The following is a 20,106-nucleotide window of genomic DNA, read 5'->3' as shown; positions in this document are numbered from 1 at the left end:
CTCGACGACGCCGGTGACGGCACGGTAACGATCGTCATCTGAAGTCGTCGCGACGCGCTGAGCAAATCCCAGGGAAATCGCCCCGAAAACTTATCGTCACATCGTGGAACGACGTACGGCCCTGAAACTCCCTCTGTTACTGGCCGCGGGCGCCGCAGTCGCCCGGATGCCGCGGGCCACGGCGGAGGAAGCGGGCCGGTGGTCACCCGAGCGCGCCAGCCGCTGGTATCAAGCGCAGGGCTGGCTCGTTGGGGCTAACTACATTCCGGCGAACGCCATCAACCAGTTCGAGATGTTCCAGCCCGACACCTTCGACCTACGGCGCATCGATACCGAGCTCGGCTGGGCGCAGTTCTACGGGCACAACACCGCGCGGGTGTTCCTGCATGATCAGCTCTGGGCGGCCGATCAGCGCGGCTTTCAAACGCGCCTTGGGCAATTCGTCGACATCGCGGCGCGCCATCGCATCAAACCGCTGTTCGTTTTCTTCGACTCCTGTTGGGATCCGCAACCGCGCGCCGGACGCCAGCGCGCGCCGAGGCCCGGCGTGCACAACTCAGGCTGGGCGCAGAGCCCGGGCGCCGAACGCCTCGGCGATCCACGGTACGTCCAGGTCATGCACGACTACGTCACGGCGGTGATGACCCAATTCCGCAACGATGACCGGGTTTTGGGCTGGGACCTGTGGAACGAACCCGACAACCCCGCCCGCCAGTACCGCAGCGTCGAACGAAGCGACAAGGAGCAACTGGTCGCCAACCTGCTCCCCCAGGTCTTTCGGTGGGCCCGGGCTGTAGAGCCCAGCCAACCGCTGACAAGTGGTGTGTGGCGCGGGGATTGGGGACAACCGCAGGGTCGCAGCGCGATCAGCGACATTCAGCTCGCCAATGCCGACGTGATCACCTTTCACTCCTACGCGGGCCCCGCCGGGTTCGAGAACCGGATCAACGAGCTCACCCCGCTGGGCCGGCCGATCCTGTGCACGGAATACATGGCGCGACCTCAGGGCAGCACCGTCCAATCGATACTGCCGGTTGCCAAGCGCCACAACGTCGGCGCCATCAACTGGGGTCTGGTGGCCGGCAAGACCCAGACCTACTTCCCGTGGGACTCGTGGGATCACCCCTACACCTCGGTGCCCAAGGTGTGGTTCCACGACCTGATCCGGCCCGAGGGGCGACCGTTCCAAGACATCGAAGCGCTGACGGTGCGAAAGCTGGCCGGTAGCCAGACCTGAAAAGGTCGCGTCCTCCGTGACCCCAGTCAAGCCAACCGACACCACGCCGCCATACACCTTCCGGTAGTAGGGTTGTACCAGCTCAGAAGGGGGCGGCGATGCTCGTCGGTGTTTGTCTGCTGCTGGCGGCACAATGACGTGGGAAAACCTGAGCGAAGCAGAGCTGATCGCGTCGGCCGGCGGCGATCCGTGGGCGATCAACCAGAGCTTGCAGGCCGGCAGCCCGTTCCAGATTTCACAGCTGGCTGAGGCCTTTCATGGCGCGGGTCGGCACACCGCCGAGGCCGACCACGCCTTCGAGGAAGCCCGGAAACGCTTGGCCGCGTCCTGGAACCATCAGGACGGTGGACACCCGATCAACGACTCAGAGGAAGTGCAGCGGGTCACCAAATCCCTTGGCGCGCAATCAGAGCAATTGCCGAAGATCGGCGCCGAGTTGGAAGGTATCGCCGCCGCGCTGGCCGACGCGCAAAAGCAAGGCGCTCAGGAGATCGCCGCCCTGGAGAGTTCGCTGCGGGGGCTCGACAGGCTCATCGGCGCGATAAAACACGACTTGACCCTCGACCTCTCCCCGTCGGAACGCGCCAAACTGGAGAGGCTGAAGGAGGCTGCGCACGCCCAGGCCGTGGACGACGTCCGCGATGCCGTCAAGCAGATGAATTCAATTCGCAATGCCTACTCGGACACGTTACGGAAATCGATGGAGGCTCTGCACACCGACGGTTGCAACCCCCCGACAACCGTCGACACCTGGATGGAAAGTCCGTTGAAGCCGGGTGAGGCACGAAACCTGGGACCGATCGCCGGAACCGGCGGTATCCCAGGCGTCCCAGGGATCGGGGCGGCCGACCTGGGCGAAGTGGTCGAGGTGCCCGGGGAGAACGGACAGCCCGCAAAGTTGTACGCAATCTTCGGGGATTCGTTCACCGGCGATAAGGCCTACGACGGCAAGCACTACCCGTCGGTGGCCGTGCCGGTCACCTTCGACGACGAGGGCCGCCCGCATTTCGGTGCGCCGCTGACTGGCCAAGACGGCCAAAACGTCTTGTTCCCACCGCCACCGGAGGCAAAAGGGACAGACACGCTGCCCGCCGGAAGTATCCGCATGAGTGACGGCACCACGTACATGATGGTCGCCGGGACCAACAACCTGAACCCCACCGGCGGAACATGGCTGGTCAAGGTGACCAACGATCCCGGCCAAGGATGGAAACCGATCCCAGGATCGTGGCGTCCGTGGACACCGAACCCGCCCAATCCGAACGACCCCGTCCACCCGGGCACCAGCGCGGCGAGCCAGCCTACGCAGATCAGCGGTTTTCAAGCCAAAGACGGCACGGTGTACATCGCGGCCGACTCGTTCGACCGATCCCGAGGCGTGACCATGTACCGCGTCGATCCGAATCACGTCACCGAGCGCCAATACTGGCAGCCCTGGAACGGAAGCGGGTGGGGCCAGCCCGGCGAAGTCGCCACCGCACCGATCAGCCGCACCCCCTTCGGGGAACTCAGTTTCAGGGAAGTCGGCGGCCAGGCGGTGCTCTCGGGTTTCAACCAGGGCAGTGGAAACGTCGAAGTCCGAGTGGCGAATGACCCCACGAAGGTGTTGACCGTTGGACCGACAGTTGTTGCGCAGCAGAGTAACCCGCAAGGAACAAACTTCGTACCCCAGAATTACGGTGGATTCATACTTCCCGGATCAACGCTGGATAAGCTGAATCTTTTTGTCAGTCAATGGAACACAACGACCAACACTCCCTACAACACCCAGGAGTTTCAGGTTAATGCGAACCACTAACCCGCCCGCCGATAGGATCACGATGATCAGCAAGACTCTCGCCGTCGCTGCCGGGATAGTCAGCGCCGTGATGACCAGCTGCAATGCGCGCGCCGACACGCCTGCTTTTCCGGACATGAGCGGGTACGCACCGGTTAACGTCGCGGATTACACGATAGGGCTGCCCAACACGGGGCGCTCACCGCTCAACACGGTGTATTTCCTTACCCCGGACGGCATCACATGCGATTTTTTCTCCGGAGAGGCGCAGTGCACCGGCAATAACTTTCCCGCTATCCCGCCGGCCACCGGGACCGGCGCGGTGAACGCGATCGGGACCACCTCTGGGTTGGCACAATCCGGTGACCCGATCGCCGCCAATAATCAGGTCTACGGGCACCCCCTGAAGACCCTGCCCCCCTTGCATTCCATCACCGTGGACGGCGTGATCTGCGGGGTCGACAACGCGGGTACTACTGCGTGCAAAGACCCCCAGGGCCGTGGCTTTGTGCTCTCACCGCACGGGTCCGGCTGGCTGCCTCACGTGTAATCGCCGTCAAAGGTGGTGAAAAAGCTTGGCGCAGAGCAGCTTACGAGGCCGCGAAGTCACCGACGGCGGTCATTTTGTTGCCGTCCCAGGCGGTGGCGAAGCCGCCCGCGTTATACCCGCAATTCAGGATGATCGCTCGGTGTGGGGGACTTTGCATCCACATGTCGAGGGCCTTGTTGGGATTCGCGGCGGAACCCGTGCCCCAGAAGACGATCTCGCCCGAGTACCTGCTCCGATAGCCCGCATCCGTGATCCGCGCTTGCGGCGACGAGCCGTCCGAGCCGATGTGTCCGTTCACCCCGCTGCGCAGCATGTCGTCGGCGTGCCGCTGGGCCGCTTCGGCCAGACGCGGGTCATCATTGATGGCCGCGCATCCCTGACGAAGCTGGTTGATGCCGCCGTACAACACGGCTCCCGAATCGTCTGCGCGCGCTAGGAAGCCGGACACTGTCCCCGGGGCCGCAATGAAGGCAGTACAGATCGCGATGACGGCGATGATCCCGACTTTCTTGGCCATGACGCCTCGTGCCGTGCGCTCGTTGTGCTGCTTTTGGTACCCAAATGTTATCCATCGTCAACCGGGAACGAGCGCGAATCGCAAATTCGTCCACGCCGGCGACGTGGCGCTGGCCGACGCGGGGTCAGGCTCGAGCCGCTCCTAGTGGCCGACGTTGTGAACCAGATCGATGGCGTACTGGTTCACGAAGTTGCCGGCCGGTGGATCACCTTTGCCGCACGTTCCGTCGGATTCACCCGGACGTTTGATCCACAAGTAGGCGTCGGCGTGCGCTCCCGCGGTAGCCGCGGTAGGCGGAGTGCCGAGTGCTCGGCCGCTGGGGTTGCACCAGTTCAGGTCGGAGTCCGGTGCCGGTCCGGCTCCATTGCGCGACGTGTCGATCACGTAGTGCGAACCATTCGTGAGGCCCGAAATGGCCTCGCCGTAACCGATTTCGTCCTCGGTGGTGAAGAAGTTCGCGGTGTTGATGCTGAAGCCCCGCGCGTGACCGACACCCACCTGGTTGAGCCTGGCGGCCATGTCGTCGGCCGTATGCCAGCGCAGGTGGCCCGCGTCGACATAGACGGCCGCGTTCGGGTCGCGGGTCAGCGTGTCGACGGCGTAGCGAATCAAATCGAAGCGCTCCTGGCGCTGATCACCCGATAGGCAATCGGCCATCGCGAGCGCATCGGGTTCGACGATGATCGCCACCCGCGAAGTGCCCACGCCCGATGCGATGCCGTCGATCCACGAGCGGTAGCCGTCGGCCGAGCCCATGCCGCCGGCGGCGAAGCTGCCGCAGTCGCGGTGCGGGATGCCATAAATCGCCAGAATCGGGATGGCGCCGGCCGCATTCGCGTCGCCGACATACTTCCCGACCGTTGCCGCCGACCCGCCCGGGACGATCCAGTACGCCTGCGGTGTGTTGGCGATGGTGGTCAACTCCGGGCTCGGCGGATCGGCGCTCTGCGCGGCGCGCATGGCGGCCGACGTCGGGTTGACATAGAACGGCGCTCCGGCCAATGGGTCGCCGTCGGCAACCAGGCGCACCGTCGGGGCGGGACGAACCTGTACCGGGTCTCCGAGTAGACCCATGCCGGCGACCGCCGCAACCGTGAGCAAAGGGGCGATCCACCGCGCGACTGCGCCAGCAGCTGAGAACTTCACCTCAGGAAAGTTAGTGGTTGGGAAGCATCGAGCGCCAATCGTCGACGGCCCGATTCGTGCGTTCAATCACAAAGATGGCCGCAACCATCCGCTTACATGGATCCGCCTTCAGGACCTCCGCCAAGACGACCGGCCGCAAAGGCGGCACCCTGGTCGATCACCGCCATGTTGGTGGAGTACGTGTCGTGCGCGGCGAAATTCATGCCCTCAGAGCAGATCGGGTCCTGGGCAGCGCACACCTGGATGGTCTTGGCCTGATAGAGCGGGCCGATAACGACCGGCGGCTCGCCGAAGAAGTTCATCGCCTTCTCGTTGGGCAAGGCGAAGAGCACGACAGAGGAGACGTGGTTGGCCACCTCCGGATCCAACGGTTTGGGCACGGCCGCCGGATCGATCCCGTTCGGTACGACGGGTGAGGTGACGAAGCCCATCACGGCCGCACCTTGGGAGTAACCGCCGAGCACCATCTTCGTGTTGGGACAGTCGTGCGCCATCGTGACGACGTGTGCGCCGGCGTCTCTGACGCCGGCCTCCCCCGCGCTCGTCCAGTCATGGGTGGCGGGGTAATCGACCGGATAGACGTCGAACGACTTTGCGCCGATGCGCGAGTGCAGGGAGTCGACGAATGCCTGCCCGGTCGGACCGAGGCCGGGCGGATCGTCGGTGCCGCGGGCGAACACCACCTGAACCTCCGGACACGGATCCGCACCGGCGGGAGGGATGGCGGATACGAGGACACCACCGGCAACGCCCGACACGACGGCCACGGCGGAAGCCACAAGACGAGGGCTGTGACGTGCGATCATGCCGCTGTTTGCCCAAAAATGTGATTTTTAAACCGCGACTTCCCGGCCCACGCGCGCGGTGCGAAACATGCGCGCACGCGGCGGTCGGCCGGCGTCCAGCAAAACCACTGGGGCTTTCGTGCAGTCTTGGCGGTGGCGGAGGGATTTGAACCCTCGGACGGTTTTAGCCGTCACACGCTTTCGAGGCGTGCTCCTTAGGCCGCTCGGACACGCCACCGCCGAGCAGCTTACCCAACCGAAGGGCCGTCACCCCAATCGCTGGCGGGCGAAGAAGGCCTCCAGTGGCGCAGCGCACTCCTGCGCCAGCACACCACCGCGCACTTCCGGGCGGTGATTGAGCCGCCGATCGCGGACCACGTCCCACAGCGACCCGACCGCCCCCGTCTTGGGCTCCCAGGCGCCGAACACCAGCCGGGCGACGCGCGAGAGCACCAGCGCGCCCGCGCACATGGTGCACGGTTCCACGGTGACCGCCAGCGTGGCGCCTTCCAGGCGCCACCCGTCGCCGAGAACCTCGGCTGCCGCGCGCAATGCCAAGATCTCGGCGTGGGCCGTCGGGTCTCCCCGCGCCTCGCGCGCATTGACCGCGCGGGCCAGTTCGGTTCCGTCCGCGCCGATCACCACCGCCCCGATGGGCACGTCACGGGGACCCGCAGTCGCGGCAACCGACAATGCGGAGCGGATCAGGTCGTCGTCAGATCTCACCGGCGGGTCCTGATGGCGGCGACCCGCCGCGCCCGGCTCCGCCGCGCTTGCGATCACCGACCGAGGCGGTCGATCACCGCGGACAACTGGTCGGCGAAGCCCATCTCGCGGGCAATGCGGCCCAACTGCTCGTCGGCGTACAGATCGGTCTCGTCGAGGATGACCCCCAGCACCGCCTCAGGCAACCCGACGTCGGACAACAGCCCTAAGTCGCCCTCTTCGAAAGGATCCGAGTCCTCGAGATCCTCCGGATCGATGTCGGCATCCAACTTGTCGAGCACTTCCGCGGCAATGTCGTAGTCCAGCGCGGCGGTGGCGTCGGAGAGCAACAACCGCGTCCCCGACGGAGCGGGCCGGACGATGACGAAGAATTCGTCGTCGACGTCGAGCAGCCCGAAGACCGCCCCGGAACTGCGCAGTTCACGCAGCTCGGTCTCCGCGGCCGAGAGGCTCAACAGCGACTTACGGGCCATCGGGGCGCAGCGCCACTGCCCCTCTTCACGCACCACCGCGACACCGAAACCGTCCGGGGTGTCGGCGGACAGGCGCTGGGCGGAGGCCCGTTGTGCTCCCATGGCCGCTTACGGTAGTCCCTGACCAGGCCCCTGACCAGATGGCGCCTGGTAGCCGCGAGATCTGACGGCGCCGTTCCCAGCCGGATGTGCCAACCTTGGAATGTGGCAAGCCCTCCTTCTAAGACACCGGTGTGTGTGCTCGGGCTGGGGTTGATCGGTGGCTCGATAATGCGGGCCGCAACGGCGGCCGGCCGCGAGGTGTTCGGCTACAACCGGTCGGTGGAGGGCGCGCACGCCGCGACCGCCGACGGCTTCGACGCCGACACCGATCTGATCGCGACGCTGTCTCGCGCCGCCGCCTCCGAAGCGTTGATCGTGCTGGCCGTGCCGATGCCAGCGATGGCGGGCATGCTCGCCCACATCAAGGAGAACGCTCCGGAGTGCGCATTGACCGACGTCACCAGCGTCAAGCAAGCGGTGCTCGATCAGGTGGTCGCGGCCGGTCTGCTGAAGCGGTTCGTCGGGGGCCACCCGATGGCGGGCACCGCGCATTCGGGATGGGCCGCCGGCTACGCCGGTTTGTTCACCGGGGCCCCCTGGGTGATCAGCGTCGACGATCATGTCGATCCTTCGGTCTGGTCGACGGTGATGACGCTGGCCCTGGACTGCGGCGCGGTGGTCGTGCCGGCCAGGTCCGACGAGCACGACGCCGCCGCGGCGGCCATCTCGCATCTGCCCCACCTGCTCGCCGAGACGCTGGCCGTCGTGGCCGCAGACGTCCCGCTGGCATTCGCGTTGGCCGCCGGGTCATTCCGGGACGGGACCCGGGTGGCGGCCACGGCCCCGGACCTGGTCCGGGCGATGTGCGAAGGCAACTCCGATCAACTGGTGCCCACGGCCGATCGCGCGATCGAGCTGCTGAAACGCGCCCGGCAATCGCTGGCGTCCCATAACTCGGTCGCCGACCTCGTCGACGCCGGCCACGCCGCGCGAACGCGTTACGACAGCTTCCCGCGCTCCGACATCTTCCACGTCATCGTCGGGGCGGAGAACTGGCGTCAGGAACTGGCCGCGGCGGGCCGGGCCGGCGGGGTGATCAGATCCGCTCTGCCAAGCCTGGATAGTCGACGATGAAGCCTTCGTCGTCGACGCTCACCGTGGTGTCGGAGATCGGCGAGCGCAATTTGATCGCGTCCAGACTGCCGGTGCTGCTGTAGCTCACGGTGTCCGCGGTGATCGACATCTCCGGCATGTTCACATAGACCACCGGCAGCGTGACCGAGGCGGCTCGCTCGTACAGCCCGAGCCGCCGGATGGGCAGCGCATTGAAGAACGGGCTGAACTCCACGTCGATGTCGAGCGCACCGTTGTAGGCCGCGCGGTGCTCGCCCTGATGGTCGGTGACCAACCACATGTTCTCCTCGTCGCGGGCGAACGAGAAGACGCGCTCACGCTCAGCCAGGGTCACGGTCATGCCGAGCCGCTTGGTGGCGCCGGTCTCATCGGTCAGCAAGTCGTAATAGGCGCCGAACGCCGGGTGGGTATCGGTGGCGGCGGCGATGATGCGGCCATTGGCCTTGATTCTGTTGCCGGACAACTGAACTCGTACCGATTCCATCCGGGGAGCATCATGTGCGCGCCAGGTGAGCATCGCCTGCCACACGCGGCGAGACGGGTCAGAGGGGGCTGCGTTCACTCATCTACCGTAAGACGTGCCCGCCAACCGCTGCGGAAGTGCCCGGTATGTTCGCCGCAACCGCCCGGTGCCCGGCACCGAAATCCACACCGCCAGAGCCAGCAGTCCGTCGAGCACCAGCGCCAACGCGGCCACCATCAACGCCCCGACAAGGGCGAGATGAAACTCACGTTCTTTGATCCCGTCGATCAGGTATCTGCCCAGACCGCCGAGGCTGGCGTAGGCGGCCACCGTCGCGGTGGCGACCACCTGCAGCGTCGCGCTGCGGAGCCCACCGAGGATCAACGGCAACGCATTCGGCACTTCGACGCGCATCAGCACCTGGGCCTCGGTCATACCCATCGCGCGGGCCGCATCGACGACCGTCGGCTCGACGTTCGCGATCCCGGCGTAGGTGCCGGCCAACAACGCGGGCACACCCAGCAGCATCAGCGCCACCAGCGACGGACCGAGCCCCAGCCCGAACAGCAGCGTCCCGAACAGCAGCACGCCCAGCGTCGGCAGGGAGCGCAGGCCGTTGACGGCACCCACCACCAGCAGGGTGCCGCGGCCGGTGTGCCCGATGATCAAGCCGACGGGAATCGCGATGAGCGCCGAGGCCGCCACCGCCAGGGCGGTGTACTCGAGATGCTCGAGGATGCGGGCCGCGAGCCCCACCGGGCCCGTCCAGTTGTCGGCGGTCAGCACGTAGGAGATCGCCCGCTCGACGAAGTTCACCGCGCGCCACCCACTACGGGCGCCACGACCGAACGGCGGCCGGTGCTCCGGGTGGCGTGTGCCCACGGTGTGGCCAACCGGCCGGCCAACACGATCAGCACATCGATGACCACCGACAGCAGGAACAGCGCGATGATGCCCGCCAGGATCTGATCGCTCTTGTTGGTCTGGTAGCCCTGGGTGAACCAGCTGCCCAGGCCACCGATGCCGATCACCGAACCGACCGAAACCATCGCGATGTTGGTGACCACGACCACCCGCAACCCGGCAACGAGTACCGGAATCGACAGCGGCAGTTCAACTTTCAGTATCCGTGTGAGCGGAGGATAGCCGACCGCGGTGGCGGCGTCACGCACCTGGGCCGGCACCGCGTCGAGCGCCTCGAGCACCGCGCGCACCAGCAGGGCGGCGGTGTAGGCCGTCAACGCCACCATGACGTTGGCCTCGTCGAGGATGCGGGTCCCGATCAGCATCGGCAACACCACGAACAGGGCCAGCGATGGAATGGTGAACACGACGCTGGCGGCCGCCGTCGTGAGCCGGCGGGCGATTCGCGTGCGCTGCACCAGCATGCCCAGCGGCAGCGCGATCGCCAGCCCGATCAGCACCGGCACCAAGGCCAGCCAGAGATGTTCCGCGGTCAGCGTCCGGGCGTCGTCGAGGTGGGTCAGCAGGTAGTGCATCGGCTAAGTCCCTCGAGGTTCCGCGGCGCCCAGCCGCTGGGCCTGGACCGCGGCCAACACGTCGGCGGCCAGCACACCGCCGATCACCTTGCCGGCGTCGTCCACCGCGACGCCGATGCCCGACGGCGACGACAGCGCGGAATCCAGCGCCTGGCTCAGATTGCCCCGCGGCCTAAGCAGCGATCCGATGCCGCTCACGCTTTCGGACAACGACACATTGTCGCGATGCCGACGCAGGCCCGCCTCGTCGATCCAGCCCAGCGGCGCACCGTCGTCGTCGACGACGACCGCCCAACCGTCGGAAAGCCTTGCCCCGGAGAGCTTGTCGGCCGCGATCCGCTCGACGTCGTGTAACGGCAGACCGGTCGCGTCGAGAAGCTGCAACCATCGATAACCTCGGCCCAGCCCGATGAACCTGGACACGAAATCATTGGCCGGCCGCGACAGCAGCCGGCCGGGTTCGTCGTACTGCTGTAATGAGCCGCCCTTGAACACCGCCACCCGTTCGCCGAGCCGCAGCGCCTCATCGATGTCGTGGGTGACGAAGACGATCGTCTTGTGCATTTCGCCTTGCAGGCGCAGTATCTCGTTCTGCAGGTCGTGGCGAACCACCGGATCGACGGCGGAGAACGGCTCGTCCATCAACAGGATCGGCGGGTCGGCGGCCAGCGCCCGCGCCACGCCGACCCGTTGTTGCTCGCCTCCGGAGAGCTGCGCGGGGTAACGGGTTGCGAGCTTGGCGTCCAGCCCCACCCGTTCGAGCACCGCGTAGGCGGCCTTGCGGGCGGCCCTGCGAGACTGGCCGCGTAAGACGGGAACCGTTGCCACGTTGTCGATTACGCGTTGGTGCGGCATCAGGCCGGCGTGCTGGATGACGTATCCGATTCCCAATCGCAGCTTTACCGGGTCGCGGCTGGAGACATCGACGCCGTCGATCGAGATGCTTCCCGAGGTGGGCTCGATCATCCGGTTGATCATGCGCAGCGCCGTGGTCTTGCCGCTGCCCGAGGACCCGACGAAGACGGTCAGCTTGCCGTTGGGGACGGTCAGGCTCAGCTGGTTGACGGCGGTGGTGCCGTCGGCGAAGGCCTTGCTGACGTTGTCGAAGATGATCAAGTCATCCTCCGATCGCGTGGTCGAAGCCGTTGTCCTTCACCCAGTTTCGCGCCGCCTCGTCAGGGTCGATGCCCGAGTTTCCCGACACCGCGGCATTGAGTCCAGCGACACCTGAGGTGGTCAGCCTCGCCGAGACCGCGTCCAGAACGACCTTGAGACGGTCGGACCTCTTCTGCGTATTGATAAGCGGCACAATGTTTCCGGCTACGAAGTTGTGTTCGGGGTCGTCGAGGACCACCAAATGGTTCTGCGGTATCGCCGGCGATGTGGTGAAGATATTGGCGGCATTCACCCTTCCCTCGAGCAACGCGCGCACAGTGACCGCGCCACCGCCGTCGTCGATGGCGACGAAGTTGCCCGGTCTGATGTCGAGCCCATACTTCTGCCGCAGCCCCGGCAGGCCCGCCGGACGGGTCGCGAAGGCCGAGGGCGCCCCGAATCGCACGTCGGGCGAATGTGCCGCCAAATCGGCGATCGCCTTCAGATTCCAGGACTTCGCCGTCTGCCCGGCCACCGTGACGGTATCGGTGTCGGCGGCCGGCGCGGGCGTCAGAATTGACAGGCCGTCGGGCAGGCGCTGGTCGAGCTCCCGCTCGACCGCTTCCAATGTGGTGGCGTCGGACTGCGGCCAAACATAGCGCAGCAGATTGCCGATGTACTCCGGCACCAGGTCAATGGAATGGTCTTTGAGCGCAGGGATATACGTTTCGCGGCTGCCGATGCCCATCCGCTTGCCCACTTCGAAACCGTTGGCCTGCAACGCTTGTGCGTAGATCTCGGCGATGATCTGCGACTCCGGGAAATCGCCGGAGCCGATGACGACGGAGTTGGGGCTGCGAACCTGCGCTCCCAACGGATCGGAATTGCTGCACGCCGCAACGACGGACATCGCCAGCACTAATGCCGCCGCGCGCGTAATCGCGCTCCGACGTCGCGGCAGTGCCGTCATACCGCCGACCCTAACGCCCGAACGGCGCCGATGCCGGTCCCCGAGGACCGGTTGCGGTGAATCGGTTTCAATCTGCTCGGGATGGGGCAAAGATGGCACTATGAGCAGCCAAACCCCTGCCTCGCCCGGCCAGCCACCTCCCCAGCCCGATCCTGCACCCAAAACGGGCGCAACCACCAAGCAACCGGCCATTGGCTTTACCCGCGCCGGAGCGCTGTGGTCGTCGCTGGTCGCCGGATTCGTAATCCTGATCCTGTTGCTGATTTTCATTACCCAGAACACGTCGCCGACGGACTTCAAGTTCCTGGGCTGGCACTGGAGCCTGCCGTTGGGCGTGGCTATCCTGCTGGCCGCCGTGGTCGGCGGCCTGATCACGGTTGCGGCCGGCACCGCACGGATCTTGCAGCTTCGCCGCGCGGCGAAGAAAAGCCACGCGGCCGTCGCGCGCTAGCCGGGCAGCTTGGCCAGTTCGGCCAGACCCCGGGAGATCAGCGGCGCCACCACCTCCGGTGCGTGGTCGGAGTCCGCGCCCCGGGCTTGATCCGACATCCGGCGGCGGAAGTCTATGCCCGCGGCGATGATGGCGAGCTTGAAGTAGGCCAACGCCATGTAGAACTCCCAATGCGCCAGCGGTGTACCGGCCACCAACGAATACCGGTCGGCCAGTTCGTCGGCCGTCGGCAGCAACGGCGATGTCCAAGCGGCCTGCGCGTTGACGATCAAATCCAGGGCGGGGTCGCGGTACACGCACATCAGGGCGGCGTCGGACAGCGGATCGCCCAGCGTGGAGAGCTCCCAGTCGACGACGGCGCGGACCTTGGTCGGGTCGTCGGCGTCCAGGATCGTGTTGTCGATCCGGTAATCGCCGTGCACGATCGACGTGCGGCTCTGCTGCGGAATGGCCTCGCCCAGACCGGAATGCAGCCGTTCGACGTCGGCATCGCGCCGATCCTCGGGCAACCGCACCAGCGACCATTGCGAACCCCATCGCCGCACCTGACGCTCCAGATAACCGCTGGGCTTGCCGAAATCGGCCAAGCCGACGGCGCTGGGGTCGACATGGTGCAAATCGACCAGGACCCGGATCAACGAGTCGACGCAGCCGCCGATGACGGTGTGGCTGAACGATTCCAGTTGAGCGCGACGACGTACCACCTGGCCGTCGACGAAGTCGACGATCTGGAAGGGGGCGCCCAGCACCGAATCGTCCTCGCAGAGCGCGATCGTGCGTGCCACCGGAACGGGTGTGTCCTGTAGCGCCGCAACGACGCGGTACTCGCGGGCCATGTCGTGCGCCGACGGTGTCAAGCCGTGCAGGGGCGGTCGCCGCACCAGCCAGCTGGTGCTGTCGTCGTAGACGCGGAACGTCAGATTGGAGCGACCACCGGAGATGAAGTCCGCGCGTAACTCGCCGTCTCGCCCGATCCCGAGTGAACGCAGGTACCGGTCGAGCGAGGCCAGGTCGAGCCCCTCGAGTTGGTCAGCTGAAGTCACCGAACTTGTCTACCATCGCCGAGCCCGACGCGGTGCACCACCTGCAATGTGCCGATCTTTCGCTCAGCCGCCGCGGCCGGCGTCGTCGTCGAGCATCCTTTGGTTTCGCGGCAACAGGTCCCAGACGTGTTCGGTCGTGTTGACCGCGGCGACCGTCGCCTGACCGGACCGAGAGAACAACAGCCGAGTGACCGACGCGTAGTCGACGGGAAAGGACAGCAGCCGGGCGGTGCCCAGAATTTCGTGCAAGAGGACGTTGATGACCCCGCCGTGGCTGAACACCGCGACGGTGTCGTCGGGGTCGGCGGCGGCGACGAGGTCGTCGACCGCGGCGCGCACCCGGTCACGAAACGCATCCTCGTCGACCGCGCTGGGTAGATGCCCCTGAGCCAGTCGCGCCCATTCTTCGGGCATCTCCGCGCGGATCTGCTCGACGGGGATGTACACCGGCAGGTCGCGGTCGTACTCGGCGAAGCGATCGTCGACCTCGACGGTCAGCCCGCGATCCGCCGCGACCGGCTCGGCGGTCTGGATGGCCCGGCGCTGCGGACTGCTCACCACGCGGGCAATGGGAAACCTGGCGAGCGCCTTGGGGAGTCGCTCGATCTGCGCCAACCCTTCCTCCGACAGATCCGGGTCGGAACCTTGGCCGTGTTCGCTGCGCAGCGGCAGCGCGTGCCGGACCAGAAGCACTTGCATATGTCTTCCTGTCGTTCGATGGTTGGCAGCGCCAGTTTCTCATCGCCGGGTGACGCCAATCTCGAGGAGGACCGATGACCGAACCGGATAGGGATTGGGACGCCGCCTACCGGCAGGCCGCCCCGCCCCCGTGGAGCATCGGCCGGCCCCAGCCGGAGCTGGCGCTGCTCATCGACCAAGGCAAGGTGCGCAGCGAGGTGCTGGACTCCGGCTGTGGCCACGCCGCGCTCTCGCTGAGCCTTGCCGCGCTCGGCTACACCGTGGTCGGCCTGGATGCCAGCGCGACCGCGATTGCCGCGGCCACCGCCGCGGCCGCCGAACAAGGGCTCGCCACGGCGACTTTCGCCCAGGCCGACGTCAACAGATTCGGCGGCTATGACGGCCGCTTCTCCACCATCCTGGACAGCGGGCTGTTCCATGCGCTGCCACCCGAACGGCGCCATGACTACGTGCAGTCCATCTTTCGCGCGGCGGCGCCGGGAGCCTCGCTGTACATCCTGGCCTTCGCCGCCGGGGCACTGGACGATGCCCATTCGGGCCGGCCGGGCCCACCCGGCTTCACCGAAACCGAACTGCGCGATGCCGTCGCGACGCTGTGGCGGGTCGACGAGGTTCGCGCGGCCAGGGTGTACGGCACAGACGACGCCGCCGGGTCGCCGGACAATCCGCTGGCGCATCTCGACCACGACGACGAGGGCCACTTCATGGCTCCCGGGTTCCTGTTGAGCGCGCACAAGCCAGACTGACCCGACGGCGCCACGGCACGCGCGGAGAATGCTATTCTCCGCACAGAGATTGTGATGTGCGGCGATGCGGGGTGACTCACGTGGGTGAATCGGGACTCGACGCGGCCGTGTTCGCCCGGTGGCTGGACGCCAACGACGCACCGGGGAACGGGGAAGAACCGCAGCTGACCCAACTGAAGGGCGGTTCGCAGAACACCCTCTACCTGATCGAGCGCGCCGGCCGGCGCATGGTGCTGCGGATGCCCGGTCCCCGGGCGGACGCCGCCCGCATCGACGGGCTGCTGCGGGAGATTCGCCTGGTTCGCGCGCTGTCCGGCACGGATGTCCCGCACGCGGCGCTGATCGCCGCCGACGACACCGGCGACGTGCTCGGGATGCCGTTCTACGTCATGCAGGCGATCGACGGGTGGAGCCCGATGGACGGTGGGTGGCAACCGCCGTTCGACACCGACTTGGCGGCCCGGCGCGGCCTGGCCTTCCAATTGGTCGACGGCGCGGCAAGGCTGGGCCGGGTGGATTGGCGCAAGCAAGGGCTCGAAGGCTTCGGCCGCCCCGACGGATTCCACGAGCGGCAGGTCGATCGCTGGCTGGCGTTTCTGGACGCCTATAAGGTCCGCGAGCTGCCCGGTCTTGACGAGGCGTCCGACTGGCTGCGCCGCAACTGTCCGGCGCACTACCGGGCCGGCATCATGCACGGCGACTATCAGTTCGCCAATGTGATGTTCGCGCACGGCGAGCCGGCGCGCCTTGCCGCGATCGTGGACTGGGAGATGACCACTGTCGGCGATCCGCTGCTCGACCTGGCGTGGTGCCTACTGGGCTACGACGGTGAAAAGCCGCGCGAGGACGGGTTTTATCTCGACATGCGCGGCATGCCTACGCGCAGCGAGCTGTTGGACCACTACGAAACCGTCAGCGGCTTGTCGACCGAGGACATCGACTACTACCTGGTGCTGGCCAACTGGAAGCTGGGCATCGTGCTGGAGAAGACCTACGCTGCCGGGGTGCGCACCGGGAAGGTCGACCCCAAGATCACCGACGCGTTCGGGCCGATGATCTTGCAACTCATCGCGACGGCAGCCGAACTCGCCCGATCCAACAGGGTGTCCTGAAATGGGTTATGCCGAGCAGCTTTTCGACCTCACCGACCGGGTCGTCCTGATCACCGGCGGCAGCCGCGGGCTGGGACGTGAGATGGCGTTCGGCGCGGCGCGCTGCGGAGCGGATGTGGTGATCGCCAGCCGCAACCTGGACAACTGCGCCTCCACCGCCAAGGAGATCGAGGCCGAGACCGGCCGTGCGGCCATGCCGTATCAGGTGCACGTGGGGCGCTGGGATCAGTTGGACGGCTTGGTCGAGGCGACCTACGAGCGGTTCGGCAAGGTCGACGCGCTGATCAACAACGCGGGCATGTCGCCGTTGTACGACAAGCTCACCGACGTGACCGAGAAGCTGTTCGACGCCGTGGTCAATCTCAACCTCAAGGGCCCGTTCCGGTTGTCGGCGTTGGTCGGTGAGCGCATGGTGGCTGCCGGGCGGGGTTCGATCATCAACGTGAGTACGGCCGGCTCGCTGCGGCCGACACCCGACATCGTCCCCTACGCCGCGGCCAAGGCCGGTCTGAACGCCATGACCGAGGCGCTGGCGAAGGCGTTCGGCCCGGCGGTGCGGGTCAACACCCTGATGGCCGGGCCGTTCCTCACCGACGTGAGCAAGGCCTGGAATCTCGATGCGGCACCTCAGAATCCGTTCAAGCACCTTTCCTTGCAGCGCGCGGGCGACCCACGCGAAATCGTCGGCGCCGCCCTGTTTTTGGCGTCCGACGCGTCCAGCTTCACCACCGGCTCGATTTTGCGGGCCGACGGCGGGATCCCTTAGCGAGCAGGAGGTTGCGCGATGTCCTGGGACTTTTCTACCGAGCCCGAGTTCGAAGACAAGCTCGAATGGATCCGCGGGTTCGTTCGCGACGAGGTGGAACCGCTCGAGGTGCTTTTCCCCGGGTGTGAATTTCTGCCGCTGAACGACGAGCGACGCCGCATCGTCGACCCGCTCAAACAGCAGGTGCGCGACAACGGTTTGTGGGCACCGCATCTGGGCCCGGAGCTAGGTGGGCAGGGCTTCGGCGCGGTCAAGCTGACGCTGATCAACGAGATCCTGGGCCGCAGCCCCTGGGCGCCGATCGTGTTCGGGACGCAGGCGCCCGACACCGGCAACGCCGAGATCATCGCCCGCTTCGGGACCCAGGAACAAAAGGACCGCTATCTGGCGGGCCTGCTGTCCGGAGAGATCTTCTCGTGCTTCTCGATGACCGAGCCGCAAGGCGGCGCCGACCCGCGGGTGTTCACCACCCGGGCCGTGCGCGACGGCGACGACTGGGTGATCACCGGGCGAAAGTACTTCTCCTCCAACGCCTCCGTCGCCTCCTTCTTCATCGTCGTCGCGATCACCGACCCCGATGTGCCGGTGCATACCGGCGCGTCGACGTTCCTGATCCCGGCGGGCACCGAGGGACTGGTCGTGGAGGCCAACCACCATCTGGTCGGGGCCGACCCGCACGAGCCGGGCCATTCCCTGGTGCACTACAACGACGTGCGAGTGCCGTCCGACGCGTTGCTGGGAGAGCCGGGTCAGGGATTCCTGATATTGCAGACCCGGCTGGCCGGCGGGCGGCTGCACCACGCGATGCGCTCCATCGGGATGGCGCAGCGCGCCGTCGAGATCATGTCGCGCCGGGCGAAAAGCCGCTTCACCCAGGGCAGCCTGCTGGCCGACAAACAACTGGTGCAGGAGTTCGTCGCCGACTCCTACACCGAGTTGATCCCGTTCCGGCTGACCGTGCTGCACGCGGCGTGGTTGATCGACCAGGGTGACGAGCGCGCCGCCCGCGCCGAGATCGCCGCCTGCAAAATCCTGGCCTCGCAGGTGCTCAAATCGATTGCCCTGCGGGCGATCCAGGTGCACGGGGCGCTGGGGCTCACCGATCAGCTGCCACTGGTCAACGTCCTGCTCGGCGGCATCGCGCTGGGCCTGGCCGACGGGCCCACCGAGGCGCACAAGGTGAACCTGGCCAGGATGCTGCTCAAGGGTTACGAGGCCGAAGAAGGCGACTGGCCCAGCGAGATGCTCGATGTGCGGCGCGCGGCCGCGCGCGCCAAATACGGTGAGCTCGTTGACCTCTGACCGGGTGAGCGCGGCGGTCGAACGCGCGCTCGACGACCGCCAGCGCGAGGCCACTGAGGAGGTGGAACGCATCCTGGCCGCCGCGGTGCGCGTCATGCAACGCGTTGCGCCCGAAGCGCCCCGGGTCAGCGACATCGTCGCCGAGGCGGGCTCGTCGAACAAGGCGTTCTACCGATATTTCGCCGGTAAGGACGACCTGATCCTGGCGGTGATGGAACGCGGGGTGGCCATCGTGGTCTCCTACCTCGAGCACCAGATGGCCAAGGAATCAGACCCCCGCGACAAGGTCATGCGGTGGATCGAGGGCACGCTGGCCCAGGTCGCCGACCCGCACCTGATCAGCATGACCCGCGCGGCGGCCGGCCAGATGTCGGCCGGCACCAATTGGCGCGCGGCCGACCGGGAGATGATGCGGCCGCTTCGCGAGCTGCTCGTCGAACCCATTGCGGCGCTGGGCAGTAGCGATGTCGAGCGGGATGTCGAGGCCGTGTTCAGCTGCACCGCCGCTACCATGCGTCGCTACGTGGGTTCGGCCGCGCAGCCCGGAGCGGACGACATCGCGCACGTGGTGCGGTTCTGTGTACGGGGATTGGGGGTCGGTTGATGCGCGCGGTGATCTGTCGTGCGTATGGCACACCCGAGGACCTGGTGATCGACGACGTGCCCGATCCCGTTGCGGCGCCCGGACAACTGCTGGTGCGGGTCCGTGCCGCCGCAGTCAACTTCCCCGACGTGTTGTTCATCGCCGGCAAGTACCAGGTCAAAATTCCGCCTCCGTTCATACCCGGCAACGAGATCGCCGGGGAGGTCGTCGCCGCCGGGGAGGGCGCGCCGTTCCGTCCCGGGCAGCGGGTCTGCGGAACCACCTTCGGGGCGTTCGCCGAACTAGCGCTGCTCGACGCGAGCCAGGCCGAGTTGGTGCCCGACGACGCCGACTTCGCGTCGGCCGCGGCCTTCGGCGTCACCTACCGCACCGCCTATCACGCGCTGCGCTCGACGGCCGCTGTCACGCAGGGAGATTGGGTGGTGGTCCTCGGGGCCGCCGGCGGCGTGGGGCTGGCCGCGGTCGACCTGGCGGCGGCGATGGGGGCCCGCGTGCTGGCCGCGGCGTCGAGCCCGGAGAAGCTCGAGCTGTGCCGGCAGCGTGGGGCCGAGGCCACCGTGGACTACCACCGCGAGGACCTCAAAACGCGGATCCGTGAACTCACCGGCGACAGCGCCCGCGTGGTGCTCGACCCGGTCGGCGGACGTTACTCGGAGCCGGCGCTGCGCGGTCTCGCGCGGGGCGGCACCTTCGTCACGCTGGGCTACGCCGCCGGCTCCATCCCGGCCATCCCGCTCAATCTCATTCTGCTCAAAGACATCTGCGTGCGCGGCATGGAGATCCGCACCTTCATGACCGACCGGCCCGACGAGGCCGTGCGCGACCTGGCGGAGTTGGCGCAGATGTTCGCTGCCGGCACGGTGCGGCCGTACATCGGCGCGCGATTCCCGCTCTCGGAGACCGCGGCGGCGTTACGGCATGTGGCCGACCGCAAGGTGCTGGGCAAGGTGGTGATCGACGTCGCGTGAA

23 protein-coding genes and 1 tRNA gene are annotated in these 20,106 nt (G+C 66.8%); 11 read left to right on the top strand and 13 right to left on the bottom strand.

Annotated elements, in window-relative coordinates:
* The first annotated feature begins 103 nt into the window (after window positions 1-103).
* From AC5Y7E_RS02460 to AC5Y7E_RS02450, 3 genes are all read left to right on the top strand, one after another.
* On the top strand, window positions 104-1,237 hold the full coding sequence (locus AC5Y7E_RS02460; RefSeq protein WP_499947315.1) for a cellulase family glycosylhydrolase: 1,134 nt from the start codon (window positions 104-106) through the stop codon (window positions 1,235-1,237).
* 133 nt (window positions 1,238-1,370) lie between these two features.
* On the top strand, window positions 1,371-3,035 hold the full coding sequence (locus tag AC5Y7E_RS02455; protein WP_499947314.1) for a putative alpha/beta hydrolase: 1,665 nt from the start codon (window positions 1,371-1,373) through the stop codon (window positions 3,033-3,035).
* Between the two features lie 115 nt (window positions 3,036-3,150).
* Window positions 3,151-3,564: a hypothetical protein gene (locus AC5Y7E_RS02450; RefSeq protein ID WP_499917652.1), complete on the top strand. Its 414-nt coding sequence runs from the start codon at window positions 3,151-3,153 to the stop codon at window positions 3,562-3,564.
* Window positions 3,565-3,604: 40 nt separating this feature from the next.
* Here AC5Y7E_RS02450 and AC5Y7E_RS02445 read toward each other — a convergent pair whose 3' ends face one another.
* From AC5Y7E_RS02445 to AC5Y7E_RS02420, 6 genes are all read right to left on the bottom strand, one after another.
* Window positions 3,605-4,081: a CAP domain-containing protein gene (locus AC5Y7E_RS02445; RefSeq protein WP_499917209.1), complete on the bottom strand. Its 477-nt coding sequence runs from the start codon at window positions 4,079-4,081 to the stop codon at window positions 3,605-3,607.
* 141 nt (window positions 4,082-4,222) lie between these two features.
* Entirely contained in the window at window positions 4,223-5,227 is a 1,005-nt protein-coding gene (locus tag AC5Y7E_RS02440; RefSeq protein WP_499917210.1) for a glycoside hydrolase family 6 protein, read from the bottom strand.
* 92 nt (window positions 5,228-5,319) lie between these two features.
* Window positions 5,320-6,033, bottom strand: coding sequence for a cutinase family protein (locus tag AC5Y7E_RS02435; RefSeq protein WP_499947313.1), 714 nt, complete (start codon window positions 6,031-6,033; stop codon window positions 5,320-5,322).
* Window positions 6,034-6,160: 127 nt separating this feature from the next.
* Window positions 6,161-6,250 (bottom strand) — tRNA-Ser (locus AC5Y7E_RS02430).
* A gap of 29 nt (window positions 6,251-6,279) precedes the next feature.
* Complete coding sequence (locus AC5Y7E_RS02425; RefSeq protein WP_499917212.1) at window positions 6,280-6,738, bottom strand: nucleoside deaminase; 459 nt, start codon at window positions 6,736-6,738, stop codon at window positions 6,280-6,282.
* A 53-nt stretch (window positions 6,739-6,791) separates the two neighbouring features.
* Entirely contained in the window at window positions 6,792-7,313 is a 522-nt protein-coding gene (locus tag AC5Y7E_RS02420; protein WP_499917213.1) for a tRNA adenosine deaminase-associated protein, read from the bottom strand.
* A 129-nt stretch (window positions 7,314-7,442) separates the two neighbouring features.
* Between AC5Y7E_RS02420 and AC5Y7E_RS02415 the strand changes: the two genes are divergently transcribed.
* The gene (locus AC5Y7E_RS02415) at window positions 7,443-8,387 is read left to right on the top strand and encodes a prephenate dehydrogenase (protein ID WP_499947561.1); all 945 of its coding nucleotides are present in this window, start codon (window positions 7,443-7,445) and stop codon (window positions 8,385-8,387) included.
* Here the strand turns inward: AC5Y7E_RS02415 and AC5Y7E_RS02410 are convergent.
* The 5 genes from AC5Y7E_RS02410 to AC5Y7E_RS02390 are packed head-to-tail and all read right to left on the bottom strand — an operon-like array spanning window position 8,350 to window position 12,414.
* Window positions 8,350-8,949 carry a putative glycolipid-binding domain-containing protein gene (locus tag AC5Y7E_RS02410; protein WP_499947312.1) on the bottom strand — a complete coding sequence of 200 codons (600 nt, stop codon included), beginning with the start codon at window positions 8,947-8,949 and terminating at the stop codon, window positions 8,350-8,352. The genes AC5Y7E_RS02415 and AC5Y7E_RS02410 overlap by 38 nt on opposite strands.
* Window positions 8,950-9,666: an ABC transporter permease gene (locus AC5Y7E_RS02405; RefSeq protein WP_499917215.1), complete on the bottom strand. Its 717-nt coding sequence runs from the start codon at window positions 9,664-9,666 to the stop codon at window positions 8,950-8,952. It abuts the gene before it with no gap.
* Window positions 9,663-10,349: an ABC transporter permease gene (locus AC5Y7E_RS02400; RefSeq protein WP_499947311.1), complete on the bottom strand. Its 687-nt coding sequence runs from the start codon at window positions 10,347-10,349 to the stop codon at window positions 9,663-9,665. The genes AC5Y7E_RS02405 and AC5Y7E_RS02400 overlap by 4 nt, the downstream gene beginning before the upstream one ends.
* 3 nt (window positions 10,350-10,352) lie before the next feature.
* Window positions 10,353-11,465 (bottom strand): ABC transporter ATP-binding protein, encoded by a 1,113-nt coding sequence (locus tag AC5Y7E_RS02395; RefSeq protein WP_499947310.1) that lies wholly within the window; start codon window positions 11,463-11,465, stop codon window positions 10,353-10,355.
* 1 nt (window position 11,466) lies between these two features.
* Window positions 11,467-12,414, bottom strand: a complete 948-nt coding sequence (locus AC5Y7E_RS02390; RefSeq protein ID WP_499947309.1) for an ABC transporter substrate-binding protein — start codon at window positions 12,412-12,414, stop codon at window positions 11,467-11,469.
* Window positions 12,415-12,514: 100 nt separating this feature from the next.
* On the opposite strand from AC5Y7E_RS02390, the gene AC5Y7E_RS02385 reads away from it, so the two are divergent.
* On the top strand, window positions 12,515-12,865 hold the full coding sequence (locus tag AC5Y7E_RS02385; RefSeq protein ID WP_499947308.1) for a LapA family protein: 351 nt from the start codon (window positions 12,515-12,517) through the stop codon (window positions 12,863-12,865).
* Here the strand turns inward: AC5Y7E_RS02385 and AC5Y7E_RS02380 are convergent.
* Both AC5Y7E_RS02380 and AC5Y7E_RS02375 read right to left on the bottom strand, forming a co-directional pair.
* Window positions 12,862-13,908: a phosphotransferase family protein gene (locus AC5Y7E_RS02380; protein WP_499947307.1), complete on the bottom strand. Its 1,047-nt coding sequence runs from the start codon at window positions 13,906-13,908 to the stop codon at window positions 12,862-12,864. The genes AC5Y7E_RS02385 and AC5Y7E_RS02380 overlap by 4 nt on opposite strands.
* A gap of 63 nt (window positions 13,909-13,971) precedes the next feature.
* Window positions 13,972-14,607, bottom strand: coding sequence for a histidine phosphatase family protein (locus tag AC5Y7E_RS02375; protein ID WP_499917221.1), 636 nt, complete (start codon window positions 14,605-14,607; stop codon window positions 13,972-13,974).
* A gap of 74 nt (window positions 14,608-14,681) precedes the next feature.
* Here AC5Y7E_RS02375 and AC5Y7E_RS02370 point away from each other — a divergent pair, with 74 nt between their 5' ends.
* The 6 genes from AC5Y7E_RS02370 (at window position 14,682) to AC5Y7E_RS02345 (ending at window position 20,105) form a co-directional block, all read left to right on the top strand.
* Complete coding sequence (locus AC5Y7E_RS02370) at window positions 14,682-15,353, top strand: class I SAM-dependent methyltransferase (RefSeq protein WP_499947306.1); 672 nt, start codon at window positions 14,682-14,684, stop codon at window positions 15,351-15,353.
* A gap of 71 nt (window positions 15,354-15,424) precedes the next feature.
* Window positions 15,425-16,465 carry a phosphotransferase family protein gene (locus tag AC5Y7E_RS02365; protein WP_499947305.1) on the top strand — a complete coding sequence of 347 codons (1,041 nt, stop codon included), beginning with the start codon at window positions 15,425-15,427 and terminating at the stop codon, window positions 16,463-16,465.
* 1 nt (window position 16,466) lies between these two features.
* Window positions 16,467-17,231: an SDR family NAD(P)-dependent oxidoreductase gene (locus AC5Y7E_RS02360; RefSeq protein ID WP_499947304.1), complete on the top strand. Its 765-nt coding sequence runs from the start codon at window positions 16,467-16,469 to the stop codon at window positions 17,229-17,231.
* A gap of 18 nt (window positions 17,232-17,249) precedes the next feature.
* Entirely contained in the window at window positions 17,250-18,533 is a 1,284-nt protein-coding gene (locus AC5Y7E_RS02355; protein ID WP_499947303.1) for an acyl-CoA dehydrogenase family protein, read from the top strand.
* Entirely contained in the window at window positions 18,514-19,137 is a 624-nt protein-coding gene (locus tag AC5Y7E_RS02350) for a TetR/AcrR family transcriptional regulator (RefSeq protein WP_499947302.1), read from the top strand. The genes AC5Y7E_RS02355 and AC5Y7E_RS02350 overlap by 20 nt, the downstream gene beginning before the upstream one ends.
* Window positions 19,137-20,105: an NADPH:quinone oxidoreductase family protein gene (locus AC5Y7E_RS02345; RefSeq protein WP_499947301.1), complete on the top strand. Its 969-nt coding sequence runs from the start codon at window positions 19,137-19,139 to the stop codon at window positions 20,103-20,105. Before AC5Y7E_RS02350 ends, AC5Y7E_RS02345 begins: the two co-directional genes overlap by 1 nt.
* Window position 20,106 lies beyond the last annotated feature (1 nt).

The organism is Mycobacterium sp. NGS17 (assembly GCF_059813205.1).
This window is presented reverse-complemented; position numbering and strand designations above follow the sequence as displayed.

What these genes read in the sequence shown, in the direction of transcription:
- AC5Y7E_RS02455 (WP_499947314.1), top strand. Translation starts at nt 1,371, where the DNA reads ATGACGTGGGAAAACCTGAGCGAAGCAGAGCTGATCGCGTCGGCCGGC.
- AC5Y7E_RS02450 (WP_499917652.1), top strand. Translation starts at nt 3,151, where the DNA reads ATGAGCGGGTACGCACCGGTTAACGTCGCGGATTACACGATAGGGCTG.
- AC5Y7E_RS02445 (WP_499917209.1), bottom strand. Translation starts at nt 4,081, where the DNA reads ATGGCCAAGAAAGTCGGGATCATCGCCGTCATCGCGATCTGTACTGCC.
- AC5Y7E_RS02435 (WP_499947313.1), bottom strand. Translation starts at nt 6,033, where the DNA reads ATGATCGCACGTCACAGCCCTCGTCTTGTGGCTTCCGCCGTGGCCGTC.
- AC5Y7E_RS02420 (WP_499917213.1), bottom strand. Translation starts at nt 7,313, where the DNA reads ATGGGAGCACAACGGGCCTCCGCCCAGCGCCTGTCCGCCGACACCCCG.
- AC5Y7E_RS02400 (WP_499947311.1), bottom strand. Translation starts at nt 10,349, where the DNA reads ATGCACTACCTGCTGACCCACCTCGACGACGCCCGGACGCTGACCGCG.
- AC5Y7E_RS02390 (WP_499947309.1), bottom strand. Translation starts at nt 12,414, where the DNA reads ATGACGGCACTGCCGCGACGTCGGAGCGCGATTACGCGCGCGGCGGCA.
- AC5Y7E_RS02385 (WP_499947308.1), top strand. Translation starts at nt 12,515, where the DNA reads ATGAGCAGCCAAACCCCTGCCTCGCCCGGCCAGCCACCTCCCCAGCCC.
- AC5Y7E_RS02375 (WP_499917221.1), bottom strand. Translation starts at nt 14,607, where the DNA reads ATGCAAGTGCTTCTGGTCCGGCACGCGCTGCCGCTGCGCAGCGAACAC.
- AC5Y7E_RS02370 (WP_499947306.1), top strand. Translation starts at nt 14,682, where the DNA reads ATGACCGAACCGGATAGGGATTGGGACGCCGCCTACCGGCAGGCCGCC.
- AC5Y7E_RS02360 (WP_499947304.1), top strand. Translation starts at nt 16,467, where the DNA reads ATGGGTTATGCCGAGCAGCTTTTCGACCTCACCGACCGGGTCGTCCTG.
- AC5Y7E_RS02355 (WP_499947303.1), top strand. Translation starts at nt 17,250, where the DNA reads ATGTCCTGGGACTTTTCTACCGAGCCCGAGTTCGAAGACAAGCTCGAA.
- AC5Y7E_RS02345 (WP_499947301.1), top strand. Translation starts at nt 19,137, where the DNA reads ATGCGCGCGGTGATCTGTCGTGCGTATGGCACACCCGAGGACCTGGTG.